The organism is Mucilaginibacter sp. UYP27, assembly GCF_040547175.1.
Lineage (GTDB): Bacteria > Bacteroidota > Bacteroidia > Sphingobacteriales > Sphingobacteriaceae > Mucilaginibacter.
In genome coordinates this window covers 1,322,971-1,340,609 of record NZ_JBEPPE010000001.1, presented here as the reverse complement: position 1 = coordinate 1,340,609, position 17,639 = coordinate 1,322,971, and the positions used below count along the sequence as shown (strand labels likewise).

Below are 17,639 nucleotides of genomic sequence, written 5' to 3'. Positions count from 1 at the left end.
TAATTGGTTTGAAATGCAGCGACGAGATGTCGCCATACGTTTTGGTCGCAACCGAAGCCATGTGCAAAATCAAGATTTGGTCGCCACTACCAATTAATTGTACGTTATTTCTTTTTACCGGCTCTGTTATCATAAAGAATCAATGAACTATTTAAAAATATATGTTTATGGTTCAATAGAGTGTTAATTCAGCTCATAATTAATTGTTTTTCGTAATAATTCACTAAAGGCAAAAACTACCTGCTAGAGTGAACATTCGAATTAACTACTGACCCAAGAAAGGCGCGAAATATCAATTATGATTCCGTTCCATAATGGAAATGCACTGATTTGCTGTCAATATTAATAATTAATTGCTTTGTAGCGATATTAAAAAGGCAGCCCTTCATGCGGCGATTCGCACTCACGGAACATGGTGTAGATTTAAGTTTGAAGCACGATACTAACCTCCACCAATCTTTACTTTTTTGTTTCTGGCCCGAAGCCTGGCCGCCAGTTTGTTTTGTTTCTTCTCTTCATCACCCAAAATAATGCCCCAGGGCTGAAGGCTTTCAACATGGTCAAAGATGATCTTTAAAACGGCGATCACGGGAATGGACAGAAACATGCCGGGTATGCCCCAGATCATTTCTCCGACAACGACGCCCAATACAGTGATAAGCGCATTAATGCGGACCTTGGACCCTACTACCAGGGGCAGCAGCACGTTGCTGTCGATCAAGTGCGTCAGTACCAGTGTTACAATAACCCAGATCGCTTTGGTACTATCGGGTGAAGTGCCCAGGGTAACCAGCACGCTAATGACCAGCGCGGTAAATATCCCGATATAGGGAATGATATTAAACAGGCCGGTGATTAGCCCCAGCAGGATAGCGTATTGAATACCCATCAATGAAAAGGCTGCACTAACTGCCGCTGCCACGATACCCATTTCAATGAGCAAACCGATGATGTATTTGCGAATGATGTACTGTACCTGCTCTATGACCTCATAAACCGTCGCTTTGTTTTCTTTTAAGAAAACTGATTCCAAAAATTTCAAGATCAGGCTACGATAAAGCAAAAAGAAAAATGAATAAATAAAAGTAAATATGAGGAACAAAAGGATTGATGATAAAGAGAGTATGGTAGCACCCACTGCCGCCGTGTCCGGCGAAAGGACTTTACTGGTCGCTGAATTAACGACCTTTAATTGTTTACCCCGGGTGATATGGAAATGATCCTGTACCCAGCCCCTTAATTCCCAAAGCGAACGGCTTATCTGCGCTTGGAATTCAGGCCAGTCTTTTACGAGGTCGGCTATCTGCGATCCGATAACATAGATCAAGGCTCCAATTAAGCTTAATAGGAGAAGCACGGAAATCATAGAAGCCGCGCTTCGGGGCAATCGGAGCTTGAACTCAAAAAATTGCGCAACAGGCAACAGGAGGATAGAAAATAAACAGGAAAAGATTAGCGGTGACAGGATATCCTTGGCCAGGATGACCAGGTAGCCAATGGCGAAGAGGCTGAACAGCACAGCTGCAAGTTTAATATAAAAAGGCAAGCCGGTAAAATTTTTAAGTTCCATCGTTTGGTGTATTATTTGGCAAAAGCCTTGGTTCTATTTTCTTCCATTTCTTCGAGTATTGAGATGATCTTGTCCAGTTTTTTGAGTTCGATGTTATCGAGCCGGGCCATGAGTTCCTCGATCTCCTCTTTCGCTGCGATATTTATCTTATAATCGCTTTTCGGCTTGTGCACGGTCGCGCTGGCTCTGGCGGTTTTGCGCCATCATAATGATCGGCGCCGCATAGGCTGCCTGTGTGGAAAATAATAGATTTAAGAGGATAAACGGGTACACGCCCCAATGATGCACAAAAGCGACCGCATTAAGTCCCATCCAAAGGACGATAATAATAGTTTGAATAATAATAAAGCGCCATGAGCCCATGCCGTTAGCCACCGAGTCAACCAGGCGTTGCCCGTATGTAGAAGCTTTATTGTGAGTGCCATGCCAGGTTTTACTTTGTTCCATTATGATAAGAGTGCGATTTTTCAAGAATAAGATATTAATTCCCGGTTAAAGTAAGCTTTATCCCGGAATTTTGCTACATTCAGGAAAGCGTCTATTCTTCAAGAAACTCTATTCTGACAACCTTTTTTGCGTATGCATATCAATTTTGTTCGCCCAGGTCACGGCTGTCGCTAAATTTTGGTCGAGGACAAAGCTAAAACCGTTGCTGGGGATACCACTATTGAACCGGATACAACCAAGGAAAATTAATCGCCGCACTATTTTTTTCGTTAACGGCAGGAATAATGTATTTGTCAATACAAAAGGCGGCTTCGCCAAACGAATCTGGCAAGGGGTAGAATTTAGATAAGGCACTTAAAGGCTAAATTTAAATGTGTGTTAATTAAAATTTTCTCGCCTTTAATGAGGTGAGTAACTTTAAGATAAATAAAGCATTGATTTATAGAGCGCAAGATAATCGTCTTTGCTCTCCCTCCTTCTTCGCCTATAATAATTCAAAAACGCCTTAAATGCATCATTTAAGGCGTTTTTGTTTCTAAACGAATCCGGATTGTTCAATAAAAAGTGATCAACTAACTATAAATTAACATTAATAACTTTTTATCAACATGTTAGTTACGTTAATTTGTAACTCAATTATGGGCCATAAAACATTCTTAACAGTATCCTCGGTAATTATTGCAGCAATATTATTAACAGCTTGCAAATCATCTGTAAATAATATCAACAGTATTAACAACGATGTACTGAACATGCATCACCCATATGACGATAGCACATTAACTAATAAACTTCTTCCTGTAATGATGCCTTATAACAGGTTAATAGATCCTGCGGGCAAAGTAGTACGCTTCGGCGACCCGAAAGAGGAAAATCACAGTTTAGACGTTAAATTGATAGAAGGCACAACATTTTTGGCTATAGAAGACAGGTATGGTATAGCCATAATAGACACTGTTACAAAAACACTTGCCAGCCGTTGGACCTACAATACTGACAGCAAATACCGCGGACTGATGAGCACCTACTCCGGTTTAAAGGTTGCCCAAATAAACGGGGAGACCAATATATTCTGGAGCGCCGCTTTGTCTGATGGCAAAAATTCGCGATCACTTGTTTTCCGGGCGGCATTAAAAGGCAAAAAGATAAGTATCATCAACAGCATTGTATTTATGCCTAAAAGCCCAGCACCGCTGGCACTGCCGAATGAAATAACCATTACCCAAGAAAATGGCAAAGATTATCTCTACGTGGTATTGAACGGCAATAATCAATTGGTAAAAACCGACTTAGCCACCAACGCAACAATTTACACGGCACCTACAGGTGTTGCTCCATATGGGCTGGTGATTGTAAAAGACAAAGCTTTTGTTACCAATTGGGCAGGCCCGGTGCCTACCGGCACAGATATAAAAGAAACCGCCGGTATACCTTATGGTAAAAGTTATATAGATCCAAAAACCGGGGCTACTTCAATGGGCACAGTATCTGTGATTAATTCATTAACAGGCGCCACTGTTAAGCATATAATTGTTGGCCTCCATCCCAATGCAATTATCGCGAGCAGCGATGGGCAGCATGTTTACGTAGCCAATGGTAATAGCGACGATGTGTCTGTTATATCAACCAACACACTTCAACCAACCGAATCGATACCTGTCAAACTAATGCCCGGCAAAAAAAGTTTTATTGGTGATACGCCAAACGCGCTGGCTATTAACGCCGCCGGCACTATATTGTATGTTGCCAATGGAATGGATAATGCCGTTGCTGTTGTAAAATTAGGCCGCAAGGCGGCAACAAAGGGCGCCGGCGCAAGCCGGGTTCAAGGTTTTATCCCAACTGAAGCCTATCCGGGCGGACTGGCGATAGGTGGCAACAACCTATTTGTTACCAACCTTGAAGGTGAAGGTGCACGCGTTAGCAGTAAAGAGCTAAGCGGAAGCGACCAATCGGGCGACAGTCCCGTAGCGTATTTCAACTCGCACCACCAACAAGCTACTGTATCAATCATCGGCATCCCTGATGGCAGTACTTTACAGGCCTATACAAAAAAGGTAAAGGAGCTTAATCTCTCCTTCAGGCAGGAAATAGCCAGATTGCTTCCCCGGAAAAACGTGGCACCCAAGCCTATGCCCGAGCGTATAGGCGAGCCATCGGTTTTTAACCATGTGCTTTACATCATCAAAGAAAACCGCACTTATGACCAGGTACTAGGCGATATGCCGGAGGGCAATGGCAACGCATCCTTATGTATCTATGGAGATAGTATCACACCAAACCAGCATAACCTGGCTCGCAAATACCTGCTATTAGATAATTATTATGCGTCCGGAAAATGTTCTGCAGAGGGGCACCAATGGACGGACGCAGGAATGGTGACCGATTACGTGGAGAAGAACGTAAGGGCTTGGTTTCGCAGCTATCCGCATGTACAGGAGGACGCGCTGGTATACGGCAGCAACGGCTTCATTTGGAATAACGCCGCTGACCATGGTAAAACCGTTCGCATTTATGGCGAAGCTTGCCAGCCCCACATGGATAACACCCAAACCTGGACCTCTATCTATAACGATTACAAAGCAGGCAAGCCACTTAAATTTATAAATACCAGTACCATATCTCGTGTTAGGCCCATGCTATCTCAAAATTTTCCCGGATCTGACGAACATCGTATCCCTGAACAAGTAAGGTCTTCTTCCTTTATTAAGGAGCTAAAGGATTACGAGAACCAGCCCGGCGATGCTTTGCCACAATTGATGGTAATGGCCTTGTCTGCAGACCATACCGCGGGTACCCGCCCCGGCCTGCCCACACCTAATGCAATGGTGGCTGATAATGATCTGGCCGTGGGCCGGATAGTAGAAGCGGTAACTAAAAGCCGCTTTTGGAAAAATACGGTGATCTTTATAACCGAAGATGATTCACAAGCAGGATGGGACCATGTATCCGCATACCGCACTACCGCGTTTGTTATTAGTCCGTACAGCGTTTTTCAACAAAAAGTAAGCACCAATTACAACCAGGTAAGCATGCTACGCTCTATTGAACAAATCCTTGGCATTCCCCCTATGAACATTATGGATGCAACCGCGCTCCCTATGTTTAACTGCTTTAACCAGCGGAAAATTACAACACCTTATAAAAGCGTGCCCAACAAAGTTGCCTTAGACCAGATCAATCCAAGTATAGTGAAATTAAAAGGGGCTGATCTGCATTATGCCAAACTATCCTTACGGCCGGAGTACGATCATATAGACGGCGGGAACGACGATATAATGAATCGAATACTGTGGTTTGCCGCAAAAGGGGAAAAAGCTTATCCGGCAAATTTAGCGGGCAAAGATACTGACGACTAAGCTAAGCAGCATCAGACGTTTCAACAGGCGGGCATGAGAATGGCCGCCTGTTTTGCTTTATGCCATCAGCTGTATACAATCTTAATTAGATATTAAAATAATGTTAACCCAGCAGGGTCACTTAAAAAAAAGCTGCTTCCTTCTTTGCAAATGTTATTAATAAGCTAACCACCAGTTGATAATTTGATAATAGCCTGGCAGTTACTTTACATTTAATTTAATCGAACACTCATCACCCCAAACCATTTAATTTATGAAACAAATCTACCAGCGCTTTATTAATGGTAAAAACTATCATTCAAGGCAATGGGTAATGTTGCTCTGCGCTATGTTCATTAGCGTATTGCCTGCATTTGCCCAAACCGGGCGTACCATAAGTGGTACCGTGACCGACGAAAGAAACCAGCCCCTTCCGGGTGTTTCTGTATTACTCACCGGCAGCACCACCGGGGTAATGACCGATGCAAGCGGTAAGTATGCCCTAAACGTATCTGGCAACATTGTTACCTTAAGGTTTAGCTTCATAGGTTATACTTCAAAGGATATAAAAGTTGGTGCCGATAACACTGTAAACATCAGTTTGCTGCCAGATGCAAGGCAACTTAAAGATGTTGTAGTGATAGGTTACGGTACATCCAGTAAAAGGGATGTTACGGGTGCTATTACTTCGATAAAGGCCGAAGAGTTTAACGCCGGTGTTTTGACTACCCCGGCCGAGCTTTTGCAGGGTAAAGTTGCCGGTTTAAATATCACTAAAAGCGGCGACCCAAACAAGCAGCCAACAACTATTCTGCGCGGCCCGTCCACGCTGCGCGAAGGTGCAGCACAGTCGCCGTTCTATGTAATTGATGGTGTGCCCGGTGCCTCTATCGATTTGCTTGCGCCTGCTGATATCGAAAGTATCGATGTATTGAAAGACGCATCTTCAACGGCTATTTACGGCTCGCGTGCTGCAAATGGCGTAATCATAGTTACAACGCGCAAAGCTCGCGCCGGCCAAACCAGGCTTACTTACAGTGCATATGGCGCGGTGGAGAAGATCTCAAAAAATATAGATGTTTTAACCGCCGACGAATTGCGCAAATACCTCTCAGACAATGGCGTGGCTCCCTTGGCAAAACCCCTGGATGATGATGGGTCTAACACCAACTGGCAAAAGCTGGCCGAGAAAACCAGCTATTCACAAAGCCATAACCTATCATACAGCGGCGCAGGCAACAATGCCGAATACGGGGCCAGTGTAAATTACTTTAAAAATGATGGTGTACTTAAAAACACCAGCCTGGAGCGTACCATTTTTAAAGGCTATATCAATCAACGTTTCTTTAACGATAGGTTGAAACTGGGCATCACCCTTACCAATAGCGGTACAAAAAGCGATGATATTATCCAAAGCCAGGTTTTATCGGGTATCTTATTTTATCTTCCAACTGTAAGCCCGTTTAACCCGGATGGCAGTTATAAAGAGAACTTCGCCCGTACAGGCAGCGGTACTTTAAACCCGTTGTCATTAATAGATAACAACTTTATTAAAACCGATAACAATAAAACCTTAATTAACGGCTTTGCCTCCGTTGATATATTAAAGGGCTTGAAATTTACGCTAAACGGGTCTACCCAAAAAGATCAGAATAATGTTAATACTTATTACAACAGCAAATCGGGCCTGGCTGTAAACTTAGGGGGTGTAGCTAACCGTACGGCCTACAAAAGCACCAGCGATGTGGTGGAGGCTTTCTTAAATTACGACCGTGAATTTGGCCTGCACGCTATTAAACTGTTAGGCGGTTATTCTTACCAGCAAGATCGTACTAACGATGGGTTTGGTGTACAAACTCAAAGTTTTTCAAATGATAATCTTACTTATAACAACCTGTACTTATCTAATCCAACCAATCTTTCTCAAATAGCATTTAATCAAAATTATATTTCTACTTTAAGATTAATATCCTACTATGGCCGCGCGCAATATCAGTATAATGATAAATACTTATTGCAAGCATCGCTAAGGGAAGATGGTTCATCGGCATTCGGTTTAAACCAACGCCATGGTTACTTCCCTGCCGTTTCGGCAGGCTGGAGGATCATCAGCGAAAAATTCATGGAAAAACTTCCTGTCATAAGCGATTTGAAATTGCGTGCAGGTTACGGTGTATCCGGCAACAGCCTTGGTTTTGATGCCTTTACCGCACAATTGATCTATGGGATTCCTCCCGGTGGTGGCAAATTTTTGAGCAATGGTGTTATTACCAACCCTATTGGCCCTGTGCGTAACGATAATCCCGACCTTAAATGGGAGAGCACAGCTACTACCAACATCGGCTTGGATTTTGGTTTATTCGGTAACCGTTTAACCGGTTCGGTAGATTATTACGTAAAGAAAACATCCGACCTGATCACCAATTACACGGTATCAACCACCCAATACTTTGTGCCTTTGTTAACTGCCAATGTGGGTAAAATAAAGAATAGCGGGATTGAGGTGGTATTAAGCGCAGTACCGGTAAAAACAAACAGCTTTACCTGGCGCACATCCATCAATGCATCACACAACAAAAACATTGTGGAAAGCTTGTCGAATTCGCAATTTACCATCAATAACATTCTTACCGCGCAACTTGGCGGTAAAGGCCAGTCGTTCCTTAGCAGCCAGGTTATTCAACCGGGGTACGCTATAGGCACTTATAATCTGTGGCACTATCTTGGCAAAGATGCAAATGGCGTAAGTACGTACCAAAAGGCCGATGGCACAACAACCTCCAGCCAGCCGTTAACTACAGATCAGCGAATCACCGGCAGCGCTCAGCCTAAATTAATATACGGCTGGAGCAACAGCTTCAACTACAAAAACTTTGATTTCAACTTCCTGATACGCGGTGTTTACGGAAACCAGATCCTGAATGCTACCCTTGCAGCACTAAATAACCCGGCCGATTCAAAATTCCAAAACATCCCAAGATTTACTTTAGGCGAATCGTTTAAGGATGTTAACGGCTACCTGGTATCGGACCGTTTTCTGGAAAGCGGCTCATACCTGCGTTTAGATAATGCCACTTTAGGCTACACCATTAGGCCAACATTTAAAGGTGTTAAAAGCATCCGTTTGTATCTTTCAGGCAACAACATCTTTATTATCACCAAATACCGCGGTGTAGATCCGGAGATCAACATCGGCGGTTTAACTCCGGGTATTGATAACCGCGACTTTTACCCTAAAACCCGCACGTTCAGCGCAGGTATAACCGCTACATTTTAATAACATCCAATAACTCTATACAGATGAAAAAGATATTCATATTATTTGCCACGGTAGCTATGCTGGTTAGCAGCTACTCGTGCACCAAATTAGATGTACCTGTAGAATCGCAGTACGTAAAATCAAACTTCCCGGTAACAGATGCAGATTATAACGCTTTGATAGGTACTATATATTCTAACCTATCTTCACAATTTGCCGTGCCTTACTGGCGCATGCAGGAGCTTTCTACAGACGAGGCTATCCTGCCGGCCCGTGACGGTAATTTTGACGATGGTGGCCAGTACCGCCAGTTACACTACCACAGTTGGACGTTTGATCATCCAAACGTTACCGCCATTTGGCAGTGGGGTTTTGGTGGTGTAAATACTTGTAACCGTATTATTAGTGTAATTAACGCCAGCCCGTCATCAGATGCAAAAAAAGCTGCCTCTGTTGCCGAGGTTAAAGCCATGCGTGCCTTATACATGTATTTTATGATGGACTTGTATGGTAACGTCCCCATCATTACCGAGTTCCCGGTAACCACCCAGCCGGCTACACAGCCACGGGCAAAAGTATTTGAATTTATAGAGACCGAATTGAAAGCTGTGCTGCCTTTGCTACCTGCAAAAACAAACGCAAACGCTACATTGTATTATGGCCGCCCAACCAAAGGGCTTGTATTTGCTTTGTTAGAAAAAATGTATTTGAACGCGCAGGTTTATACAGGTACTGCCAAATACACCGAGACCGTTGCCATGGCTGATAGTGTTTTAAAAAATAATAACTATAGCCTGGATACCAAATACCGCGACATATTTTTACCCAATAACGGTCCGCAGATCAATGAAACCATCTTCGCTATCCCTTACGATCAGCAAATTCCCGGTAACCAGTTCACCCGTTTTGGTTTCTTTTACTATTTGGTTAATGCTTACGGCTTTAATGTTGGTTTAAGTATTGCCATGAGCACTACGCCCGAGTTTTATGCACGGTTTAACCTGCCAAATGACGTTAGAAATAAGACATGGTTAGCAGGCCCCCAATTCTTTCCTGATGGCAACGGTGGCTTTACCAGTCAGCCGGTTTATTATCCAAGCACAACCACGCAGATTTTTATAGAGCCTAAGTTGACCCTGGTACCGGGCAAACCTATGGACCTGGGTAACACCATTGCCAGCCAGTCCGAAGGTGTACGCTCATTAAAATACTACCCAGACCCAACCATAATCCAGGCTACCCGTTTAAACGGTAACGATGTACCGGTTTTCCGTTTGGCTGATGTGATGATGATGAAAGCTGAAGCCATTTTGCGCGGTGCACCGGCAACAAATGTTAATGGCGAGTTACAAACTGCTGATGTGTTGATAAACAAGATCCGTGTACGTGCTGGTGCGCCGGGTGTTAACGGTATAGACTTGAACGGTTTATTAGATGAACGTGCCCGGGAGTTTTCATGGGAGGCGTGGCGCAGAAACGACCTGATACGTTTTGGCCAGTTCGAAAAAGAATATCCGCTGCCTAATGATGTATTAACCTTAAATAAAGATGTTAACCGCAGGCTTTACCCTATACCTGCACAAGAAATAAAACTAAACCCTAACCTGGTGCAAAACCCGGGTTATTAATTAAGTTGTACATAAAAACAGCCCCTCTTGATAATATTAGGGCTGTTTTAAATTTATAATTTTATGAAAATTACATTCAGTTTATTACTAATTGCAGCAAGCTCTTTCATCGGCACCAACGTACCGGGCGACGACACCCCAATTAACCATATACAGTTAATCGGCTCTCATAACAGCTACAAAAAGGCTATCGACCCAAGACTGTTTAAAATGTTGCAGAGCCGGGATTCTGTTGCGATGAGCAAGATCGATTACGAGCACAGCAGCCTTACAGACCAATTGGACCTGGGGCTGCTGGACCTTGAGATAGATGTTTATGCCGACACCATTGGCGGTAAATATGCACACCCCAAAGGATTGGACTGGGTGCCCGGCCAACCTGCTTTTGATACTGAAGGTGTTATGAAGCAACCAGGATTTAAAGTTTTTCATATCCAGGATATAGATTTCAGAAGCCAGTGTGCCACATTCAAACAATGCCTGCAACAACTCAAAAGGTGGTCGGACGCGCACCCGGAACATCCACCTATCTACATTACTATGAATGCCAAAGACGAGGCAATGAAAAAGCCGGGCTTTACCGTTCCTGATAAATTTGATTCGCGCATTTATGATAAGCTGGATAAAGAGATCGCTGATAATTTAGGAATAGATCATGTGCTAAGGCCAGACAATGTACGTGGTACCTACAAAACATTGGAGCAGGCAGTATTACACCAAAAGTGGCCAACCTTAAAACAAGCAAAAGGAAAATTCATTTTCCTGCTGGACGAGCCGCCTGTTAAAACAGCCATATATATTAGCGGCCATCCTTCACTTAAAGGAAGGGTTTTCTTTACCAATTCGGAGCCTGGTACACCGGAGGCCGCCATTTACGTAATGAATGACGCAAAAAAACAACTGGCTCAAATTAAGAACCTTGTGAAAAAAGGCTACATCATCCGTACCCGCGCCGATAGTGATACCCAGGAAGCAAGGGCTAATGATAAAAGCAGTTTTGAAGCAGCTCAGCAATCAGGCGCGCAGATCATCTCTACCGATTACTATAAAAAGAGCACACACTTTAAGTCTGATTACATCATCAGCTTTGCTGATGGAAGCTACTTTAGGAAGAACCCGTTGTTTGCCGGCAGTAAATAAATTAATAGTGGTCAATATCTACCCATAAATAGGGGGCAGGCATCGGTGCTGCCCCCTATTTATGTTTCCACGAATGAATAATGAAGGCTCGGCTCCAATTATCTGCACCAAATAATTAAAAAGGGGGGTAAAAAATTAATTTAACATTACCATTCAATGAATTTAAGAACTTGGTTAAACTTATCTGTCACACACCTGTTGCGTAAGTAAATACATAGCAAACGTTGAAGTTGAAACATATTCATTTTATCATTAATCCGGCAAGCGGTAAGGAAGAGCCCATTTTGTCATATATAAACAAAGCGATGGCTGGGGCTCAAGTCGACTGGGATATTTCGGTCACTAAAAAAAACCTTAATGCCGGTGAACTTGCCCGGAAGCTGATCGGTAAAACGGATCTCGTAGCGGTTTATGGCGGCGATGGCTGCGTAACATCCGTGGCATCGGCGTTGCTTGGAAGCAACTTGCCCATAGCTATTATACCCGGAGGGACCGCAAATGTAATGGCTAAAGAACTTGACATTCCCCTGGATACTGTTGAAGCATTAGCTTTGCTGGGTAAAGGAAAACATCGCATCATTGCAGTGGATATGGGACTGGTGAACGGAACGCCGTTCCTTCTTCGGATTAACATGGGAATTATGGCAGCCATGGTGACCAGCGCCGACCGAGACTTAAAGGATAGCATTGGTCAACTGGCTTACGGTGTAACGGCAGTAAAAACTTTGATCGAGGCGAAAAGCATTAACTATGAGCTCGATATCGACGGCGAAAAAATCTCAGCAACCGGCGTTTCTTTAACTGTAACCAATTCCGGAAATATAGGGATCGGTAATTTTGCATTACAGCCCGGGATTAGTATAACCGACGGATTTTTAGACGTAATTCTGATGAAAGAAAATAACTTTTCCTCCGTTTTAAAAATAGCTGGCAGTGCCCTAATGCAACAGGAAACCGATGCCATACAGCATTGGAAAGCCAAAAAAGTGGTGATCAAGATGCCTAAAGAACAATCCTATATTTGTGATGACACCGAAAAATTTGCGAAAACGCTTAAACTGGAGATTGCGCCAGGCTCAATCCGGATGCTGGTACCTGCCAAAACGAAATGAACCATGGTACTAACTAAAATCAAAAGCTTGTTGAAATTAAGCTCGCTTTTCCTACAGTATAGTTATGATAATACCTACCGGGTAATATTCGGGATGCCCCGACTGAAACGCTGCGAGATAACAGCTAATTTGTTTTTAGGTAGTCAATATAATCGAGTGGGTTTGCGAAAAATGAAAGCGCTGGGTATTACAGCCATTATCAATATGCGGATGCATTCAGTATATACCGAAGCCCAATATGAAGGTTTCCATTACCTGCACCTGCCTACACCAGACAACACCCCTCCGCCGCTAAATACATTAATCCGGGGTGCTGACTTTGCTGATACCGAAATTAAAAAAGGCGGCAAGGTTTATATCCACTGTCGCCAGGGACTGGGGCGCGGTCCAACCATGACGGTTGCTTATCTGTTAAAAAGCGGCCTGACTGTTGAAGATGCCTTGGTCTTAATCCGGAAAGCCCGTCCCTTCATTAATCCGAGACCGAGCCAGTTAAAGCGGCTAAAAGAGCTGGAAGCATATTACATTAAAGGAAATAAATAAATCAGAACGAGAGGTTACCATATTCGGGTGCAATTTCGCAAATAGTTGTTTCAATATACGATGAGACCTGCGCGTCCTGAAATAGAACTGCCGCTGTGTGATTATTTATTAAATTAACCAACAGTGCTTTTTAAAGTTCAGTTGGCCGGTACTGTCCAGTTTATGTGTTTAAGAAAGTTGGGCAGATAGTAGTTGACTAATATTATTCTCAAATATTAGTGCTATTGACCTTGGGAAAGTTGAGGTAGAAATGTTAATTAATCAACCTTGCATAGTTCCTGCTGTTTAACACCTTCTTATTACAAAGTTATTAGTTGTTATAAAGCAGGAAAGTCATCTTCAGAAAGTTTATTGGCTGAGGTTACAAGTTGGTAAGAATCCGCATTATTATACTGAAAAGAAAATAGCAAAACCCCTAATAAAAACCATGTGTAAAAAAAGTAAATAGAAACTCCTAATAATAGTGGGCCTACGAGCGCCAAAATCAGGTAATTTGGCTGTTGTAGGTTTTGCCTTATAAGCTTACTTATCCGAATATAAAGGATTATATAAATCAGAAAAAAGACCAGCCCGGCTTCAATTAACATGTCCGTAATTCCACCAAACCCGGTCGCGTCCCACATACTTACCGGAATTTCTGGCATAAAATCCCTATAAGCAGGGTTATTACGTGTCAAAGGATAATTCCCCCAACCTATTCCTTTCACAACGTTACTTTTAAGCATATTAGGCACAATAACCGTTGCTGATATCCTGCCCATCATAAAATTAGGGTCTATTTCCCCCGGACCGAAAAATGCAGCCCGCTGTTCTATTTCCGATAAACTGTTGATGTATATCTTGAATACAGAAATAGTACCAGCCGTTAATGCCGCAATAATAAGTATTGACAGCACGATTTTCGCGCCTAAGTTTTTGAAAAGTGCGTTGACTTTTGTTATTAAAAATACGCCAGCATTTAATAGCACCAGCATATATCCGGCTTTAGACTGCGCCAATATTATCAATAACAAACTGATTACCAAGTACCAAGGAGTTAAATTTAATTTTTTATAAAAAGCGATACAAATTGTAAACAGAAACGCATAGAAAAGCCCGAAAGGCCCCCCCTCTACAAAAAAGCCTTTTAAACGATAAATTCCGTCGCCCTGACTGGCATCATACACAATCAGGTTTTCGTAATCTGTTGTAGATAGCAAACGTGCAGCATACAGTAGATAAACACTGATAAATATAGTCCCCATAATAAACATTTGTACAAACAAGACTGTCTTGAGCAAATTATACGGATCTTTCGCGTTGGAAAACACGCTTGCGATAAAGCCACAAAAAGTAACGCAGGCAAACATTTCTATAAGCCTGGCCAGGCTTATAAAACCTGGATGCTTGATAAAAGTTAGTTCCTGATCGTTGATGTAAAAATCAGTGAAATAATTGAATATCAAAGTCTTTAAAAAAAAAGCTACATAGTATAATATAAAATATATTGTAGTTTTACTTTTTAAATTTTTTTTAAGAAAAAACGGGAATAACGCAAGCATTATAATTTCTGCCAGTTGCAGCCCCGCTATCTTTAAATCGGGCAACTGAAGGCACACCGTACAAAGCAAAACGATCCAAAGTTCTGACCTGTAAAACACCGGCCCCAATAGCTTTGTCATATACGACTATTCAAATTTCTAATTAAACTGATTGTGGCATTCATAGCCAAGATTACAAATTAATAAAAAAAGAGGGACATGCTGAATAGTGAGGTGTTTTTAATATATTATTTACAACCGCTTATGGTTTTTGAAAACCATTGTATCAATCATTAAAGACAAAGGAATTGTTCTTTTTGCGCCAATCATGTTTTTAAGATAACACGTGTCTATTTTTTTTAAAACTCCGGACAAGGGTTTCGATCTTAGGTAATTGTACCATAGTTTTCCAACAAACACTTCCCCGGGATGTATCCCATCAAGCATATAATTGTCGCTGAGGCCCGCTCTTCGAGGTGTGGTGAAAGGAATGAAGTCAAATTTACGCGCTTTTAAAGAGTCCTGCAGATCTAAATAATTTTTAAAGAACTTGTTGAAATCTTTCACTTTTGTAAAGTAATCATAAAAGTCATCAGATATCGGCGGAATAAACACCACAACCTGGATACCCATAGCTCTTAGCTCATTTAAGCAGGCAAAAACTTTTACTATTAGTTCTTGGTCAAGCGTGTAAGGATAAGTAAATATATAATCTTTGTTTTTGAGCAGATCTTTATACCCCCCCGGGTCTCTAAATTTAGGGTCTTTCAGGTACTTGGCAATGTCTTCGGCATAATGCATACTGCCATCTCTCCGATACCCTGAACCCCGTTTGCCCCAAAAACCCAAACCCAAATCAACGGAAGTAGCCGATGAAATTTTGCTATAGCTATAAATAGTTTTAACGAGTAATTGAGATGCGGCGGCATGAAATTTTGCTTATATATCTCATCGGGATGCGGATCATCAATCATGTTCACGTGGTAGTTGGTGTTCGTTTTTTTTACAAGGGAAAGGTCGAGCCCTAAAATCACAAGTTTAGGTTTATGTAAGCGTTTTTCTTGAATCTGGGTCACAACGCTCTGAAGATCATAGGCATTATTTATGGCATACCCCATATTGTAAAATACTGATTGATAAGGATGAAACATTTCTTTCCGAAATTGCAATACGATAGATTGCCCTAAAACAAGGATATCCGGAGAGGTTCGTTTCATCATCCCCAACTTATACATTGTCGGCGAATTATCAAAAAACGCCCTCATGTAGTACAATTCTTGTTTGCTACTTATTTGGTTATCAATAACATGATTGATCGGCGTAGTCTCCTTATTTAAGTAAAGCAGGTATTCGCATACGCCAAAGTAGAGCCATACGGGCAACAGATAAACAAGCACCTTTTTTATAAACCGCTTCATCAAAAATTAAAATATATAAAGGATGGATCGATAAAAAGCCCCGTTATTAATATCATAAATAACAGGATATAATAAAGTGGCACCTTAAACCAGGGTGAGTAATGATGTATATCAAATTGGTATTCATTTTCTTGTTGAAACCATTCCCAGATGAAAAATAAGGTTAATAAAGGGAGAACTTTAAGCAAAACCATTGTTGGCAATATAAATTCAAACTGGAACATTCTGTTCAGGTATCCTAAAGCCGAAGGTATGTCTGGAGATCTAAAAAAAACGGTTGTAACAGATGCTACCACAAACACAAATGCGATAGATATTGCAGACCAGAACCGGCTATTTTTCAACTTTTTGAATAGTTTTTTTAAAGCCGGATTTTTTTTAGACAGAATGTGTGGTACAAAGTATAACCCATTTAAAAAACCAAATGTTATAAATGTAAAATTAGCGCCATGCCACAAACCAATAAGCACAAGCAGCAAAAGGGTGCAGAAAATGCGCCAAATTGTACTTTTACGATTTTTATAAAGTAATGGCATGTAAACATAATCCCTAAACCAAGCGGTTAAAGTTATGTTCCACCTTGACCATGCCTCGCGTGAAGTTTTAGCAAAAAATGGCGTTTTAAAATTCGTACTTAAGTTAAATCCCAATAATTTACCAGTGCCTATAGCAATATCAGAATATCCTGAAAAATCGCAATAGATCTGAATATAAAAATACATCGCCCCCAACAGCAATTCTAAAGATGATAAAGCGTTGTAGTTCATAAAAGCAAAGTTTACTTTAGGCGCCAAACGGTCTGCTATAACCATTTTTTTAAAAAGTCCGTAGGTAATCTGCCTTACACCGTCAGTTGCGAGTTGATAATTGAACTTACGACCCGTTAAAAATTGGGGAATAAGATGATCGCCCCGTTCAATGGGGCCGGCAAATATTTGTGGGAAAAAACTGGTGAAATTCAGAAAAGCGACGATGTCCTTTTCAGGCTTAATTTTTCTTTTGTAAACATCAATGTTGTAACCCAGTGTTTGAAAAGTAAAAAAACTGATCCCAATGGGTTGAATAATTTGAAGGAGTTGTATATCTGCCTTTACATGAAAAAAGCCGAGCATTTGTACAGTGCTTTGAATAAAAAAATTACAATACTTGAAAAAAAAAAGTATGCCCAAATTGAGGAATAAACTTGCCCCCAGAAACCAAGACTTATACCGGCGCGCCTTGTAAATCTTGAAACTCAAAAAATAATCTATCAGTGAGCAACCGATGATTAGAAACAAAAACAAGTAATTGAACCAACCGTAAAAAAAATAATTAAATCCTAATAATAGAAAATTTTGAACCCTGATGTTTTTTTGAAAACTCCAGTAAAGAAGGAATACGGTGATTAAAAATACAAGGTATTCGAAAGAATTAAAACTCAACTTTATTGTGGATTGGTAATATTCGTTCTAAAATAGAGATAATTAAGGAATAAATATTAAACTATTATCATATAAGTTAATAAATTTATTGCGGCGTAACGTTGTATCACATTATGAAAATAACTTATTGATTGAAACGGACAACAGGCCGTAGTAAACTATTATTTGGTTCACGATGTATTTTCCAATTAAAAAAATTGACACCCTAATTATAGAGATAAATTGATTTACTTTTGCACAAAA

The 17,639-nt window shown here is 41.4% G+C and carries 13 protein-coding genes; 6 read left to right on the top strand and 7 right to left on the bottom strand.

Features of this window, described 5'->3' with window-relative positions; translation table 11 throughout:
• Positions 1-442: 442 nt before the first annotated feature.
• Genes ABIB39_RS05935 through ABIB39_RS05925 form a run of 3 tightly spaced genes read right to left on the bottom strand, consistent with a single transcriptional unit; the run spans position 443 to position 2,017 of the window.
• Positions 443-1,570, bottom strand: a complete 1,128-nt coding sequence (locus tag ABIB39_RS05935; RefSeq protein WP_354428158.1) for an AI-2E family transporter — start codon at positions 1,568-1,570, stop codon at positions 443-445.
• Between the two features lie 11 nt (positions 1,571-1,581).
• Positions 1,582-1,743, bottom strand: a complete 162-nt coding sequence (locus ABIB39_RS05930) for a hypothetical protein (protein WP_354428156.1) — start codon at positions 1,741-1,743, stop codon at positions 1,582-1,584.
• The gene (locus ABIB39_RS05925; protein WP_354428154.1) at positions 1,718-2,017 is read right to left on the bottom strand and encodes a DUF1003 domain-containing protein; all 300 of its coding nucleotides are present in this window, start codon (positions 2,015-2,017) and stop codon (positions 1,718-1,720) included. The genes ABIB39_RS05930 and ABIB39_RS05925 overlap by 26 nt, the downstream gene beginning before the upstream one ends.
• A 638-nt stretch (positions 2,018-2,655) precedes the next feature.
• Here ABIB39_RS05925 and ABIB39_RS05920 point away from each other — a divergent pair.
• The 6 genes from ABIB39_RS05920 (at position 2,656) to ABIB39_RS05895 (ending at position 13,037) form a co-directional block, all read left to right on the top strand.
• Complete coding sequence (locus ABIB39_RS05920) at positions 2,656-5,376, top strand: alkaline phosphatase family protein (RefSeq protein ID WP_354428153.1); 2,721 nt, start codon at positions 2,656-2,658, stop codon at positions 5,374-5,376.
• 253 nt (positions 5,377-5,629) lie between these two features.
• The gene (locus ABIB39_RS05915; RefSeq protein ID WP_354428151.1) at positions 5,630-8,632 is read left to right on the top strand and encodes a SusC/RagA family TonB-linked outer membrane protein; all 3,003 of its coding nucleotides are present in this window, start codon (positions 5,630-5,632) and stop codon (positions 8,630-8,632) included.
• 23 nt (positions 8,633-8,655) lie between these two features.
• The gene (locus ABIB39_RS05910; RefSeq protein WP_354428149.1) at positions 8,656-10,242 is read left to right on the top strand and encodes a RagB/SusD family nutrient uptake outer membrane protein; all 1,587 of its coding nucleotides are present in this window, start codon (positions 8,656-8,658) and stop codon (positions 10,240-10,242) included.
• 63 nt (positions 10,243-10,305) lie between these two features.
• Entirely contained in the window at positions 10,306-11,382 is a 1,077-nt protein-coding gene (locus tag ABIB39_RS05905; protein WP_354428148.1) for a phosphatidylinositol-specific phospholipase C1-like protein, read from the top strand.
• 224 nt (positions 11,383-11,606) lie between these two features.
• On the top strand, positions 11,607-12,494 hold the full coding sequence (locus tag ABIB39_RS05900; RefSeq protein WP_354428146.1) for a diacylglycerol/lipid kinase family protein: 888 nt from the start codon (positions 11,607-11,609) through the stop codon (positions 12,492-12,494).
• 3 nt (positions 12,495-12,497) lie between these two features.
• A complete protein-coding gene (locus ABIB39_RS05895) occupies positions 12,498-13,037 on the top strand; it encodes a protein-tyrosine phosphatase family protein (protein WP_354428144.1) in 540 nt (179 codons plus the stop codon).
• 317 nt (positions 13,038-13,354) lie between these two features.
• Here the strand turns inward: ABIB39_RS05895 and ABIB39_RS05890 are convergent, their stop codons facing one another.
• From ABIB39_RS05890 to ABIB39_RS05875, 4 genes are all read right to left on the bottom strand, one after another.
• Positions 13,355-14,698 carry a hypothetical protein gene (locus ABIB39_RS05890; protein ID WP_354428143.1) on the bottom strand — a complete coding sequence of 448 codons (1,344 nt, stop codon included), beginning with the start codon at positions 14,696-14,698 and terminating at the stop codon, positions 13,355-13,357.
• 111 nt (positions 14,699-14,809) lie between these two features.
• Positions 14,810-15,358, bottom strand: coding sequence for an SGNH/GDSL hydrolase family protein (locus ABIB39_RS05885; RefSeq protein WP_354428141.1), 549 nt, complete (start codon positions 15,356-15,358; stop codon positions 14,810-14,812).
• The gene (locus tag ABIB39_RS05880; RefSeq protein WP_354428139.1) at positions 15,325-15,954 is read right to left on the bottom strand and encodes a hypothetical protein; all 630 of its coding nucleotides are present in this window, start codon (positions 15,952-15,954) and stop codon (positions 15,325-15,327) included. The genes ABIB39_RS05885 and ABIB39_RS05880 overlap by 34 nt, the downstream gene beginning before the upstream one ends.
• A 20-nt stretch (positions 15,955-15,974) precedes the next feature.
• On the bottom strand, positions 15,975-17,087 hold the full coding sequence (locus ABIB39_RS05875; RefSeq protein ID WP_354428138.1) for an MBOAT family O-acyltransferase: 1,113 nt from the start codon (positions 17,085-17,087) through the stop codon (positions 15,975-15,977).
• Positions 17,088-17,639: the final 552 nt, after the last annotated feature.

Coding starts and splice junctions, on each gene's coding strand:
- ABIB39_RS05935 (WP_354428158.1), bottom strand. CDS start 1,570: ATGGAACTTAAAAATTTTACCGGCTTGCCTTTTTATATTAAACTTGCA.
- ABIB39_RS05925 (WP_354428154.1), bottom strand. CDS start 2,017: ATGGAACAAAGTAAAACCTGGCATGGCACTCACAATAAAGCTTCTACA.
- ABIB39_RS05920 (WP_354428153.1), top strand. CDS start 2,656: ATGGGCCATAAAACATTCTTAACAGTATCCTCGGTAATTATTGCAGCA.
- ABIB39_RS05915 (WP_354428151.1), top strand. CDS start 5,630: ATGAAACAAATCTACCAGCGCTTTATTAATGGTAAAAACTATCATTCA.
- ABIB39_RS05910 (WP_354428149.1), top strand. CDS start 8,656: ATGAAAAAGATATTCATATTATTTGCCACGGTAGCTATGCTGGTTAGC.
- ABIB39_RS05905 (WP_354428148.1), top strand. CDS start 10,306: ATGAAAATTACATTCAGTTTATTACTAATTGCAGCAAGCTCTTTCATC.
- ABIB39_RS05895 (WP_354428144.1), top strand. CDS start 12,498: ATGGTACTAACTAAAATCAAAAGCTTGTTGAAATTAAGCTCGCTTTTC.
- ABIB39_RS05890 (WP_354428143.1), bottom strand. CDS start 14,698: ATGACAAAGCTATTGGGGCCGGTGTTTTACAGGTCAGAACTTTGGATC.
- ABIB39_RS05885 (WP_354428141.1), bottom strand. CDS start 15,358: ATGCATTATGCCGAAGACATTGCCAAGTACCTGAAAGACCCTAAATTT.
- ABIB39_RS05875 (WP_354428138.1), bottom strand. CDS start 17,087: ATGCTCGGCTTTTTTCATGTAAAGGCAGATATACAACTCCTTCAAATT.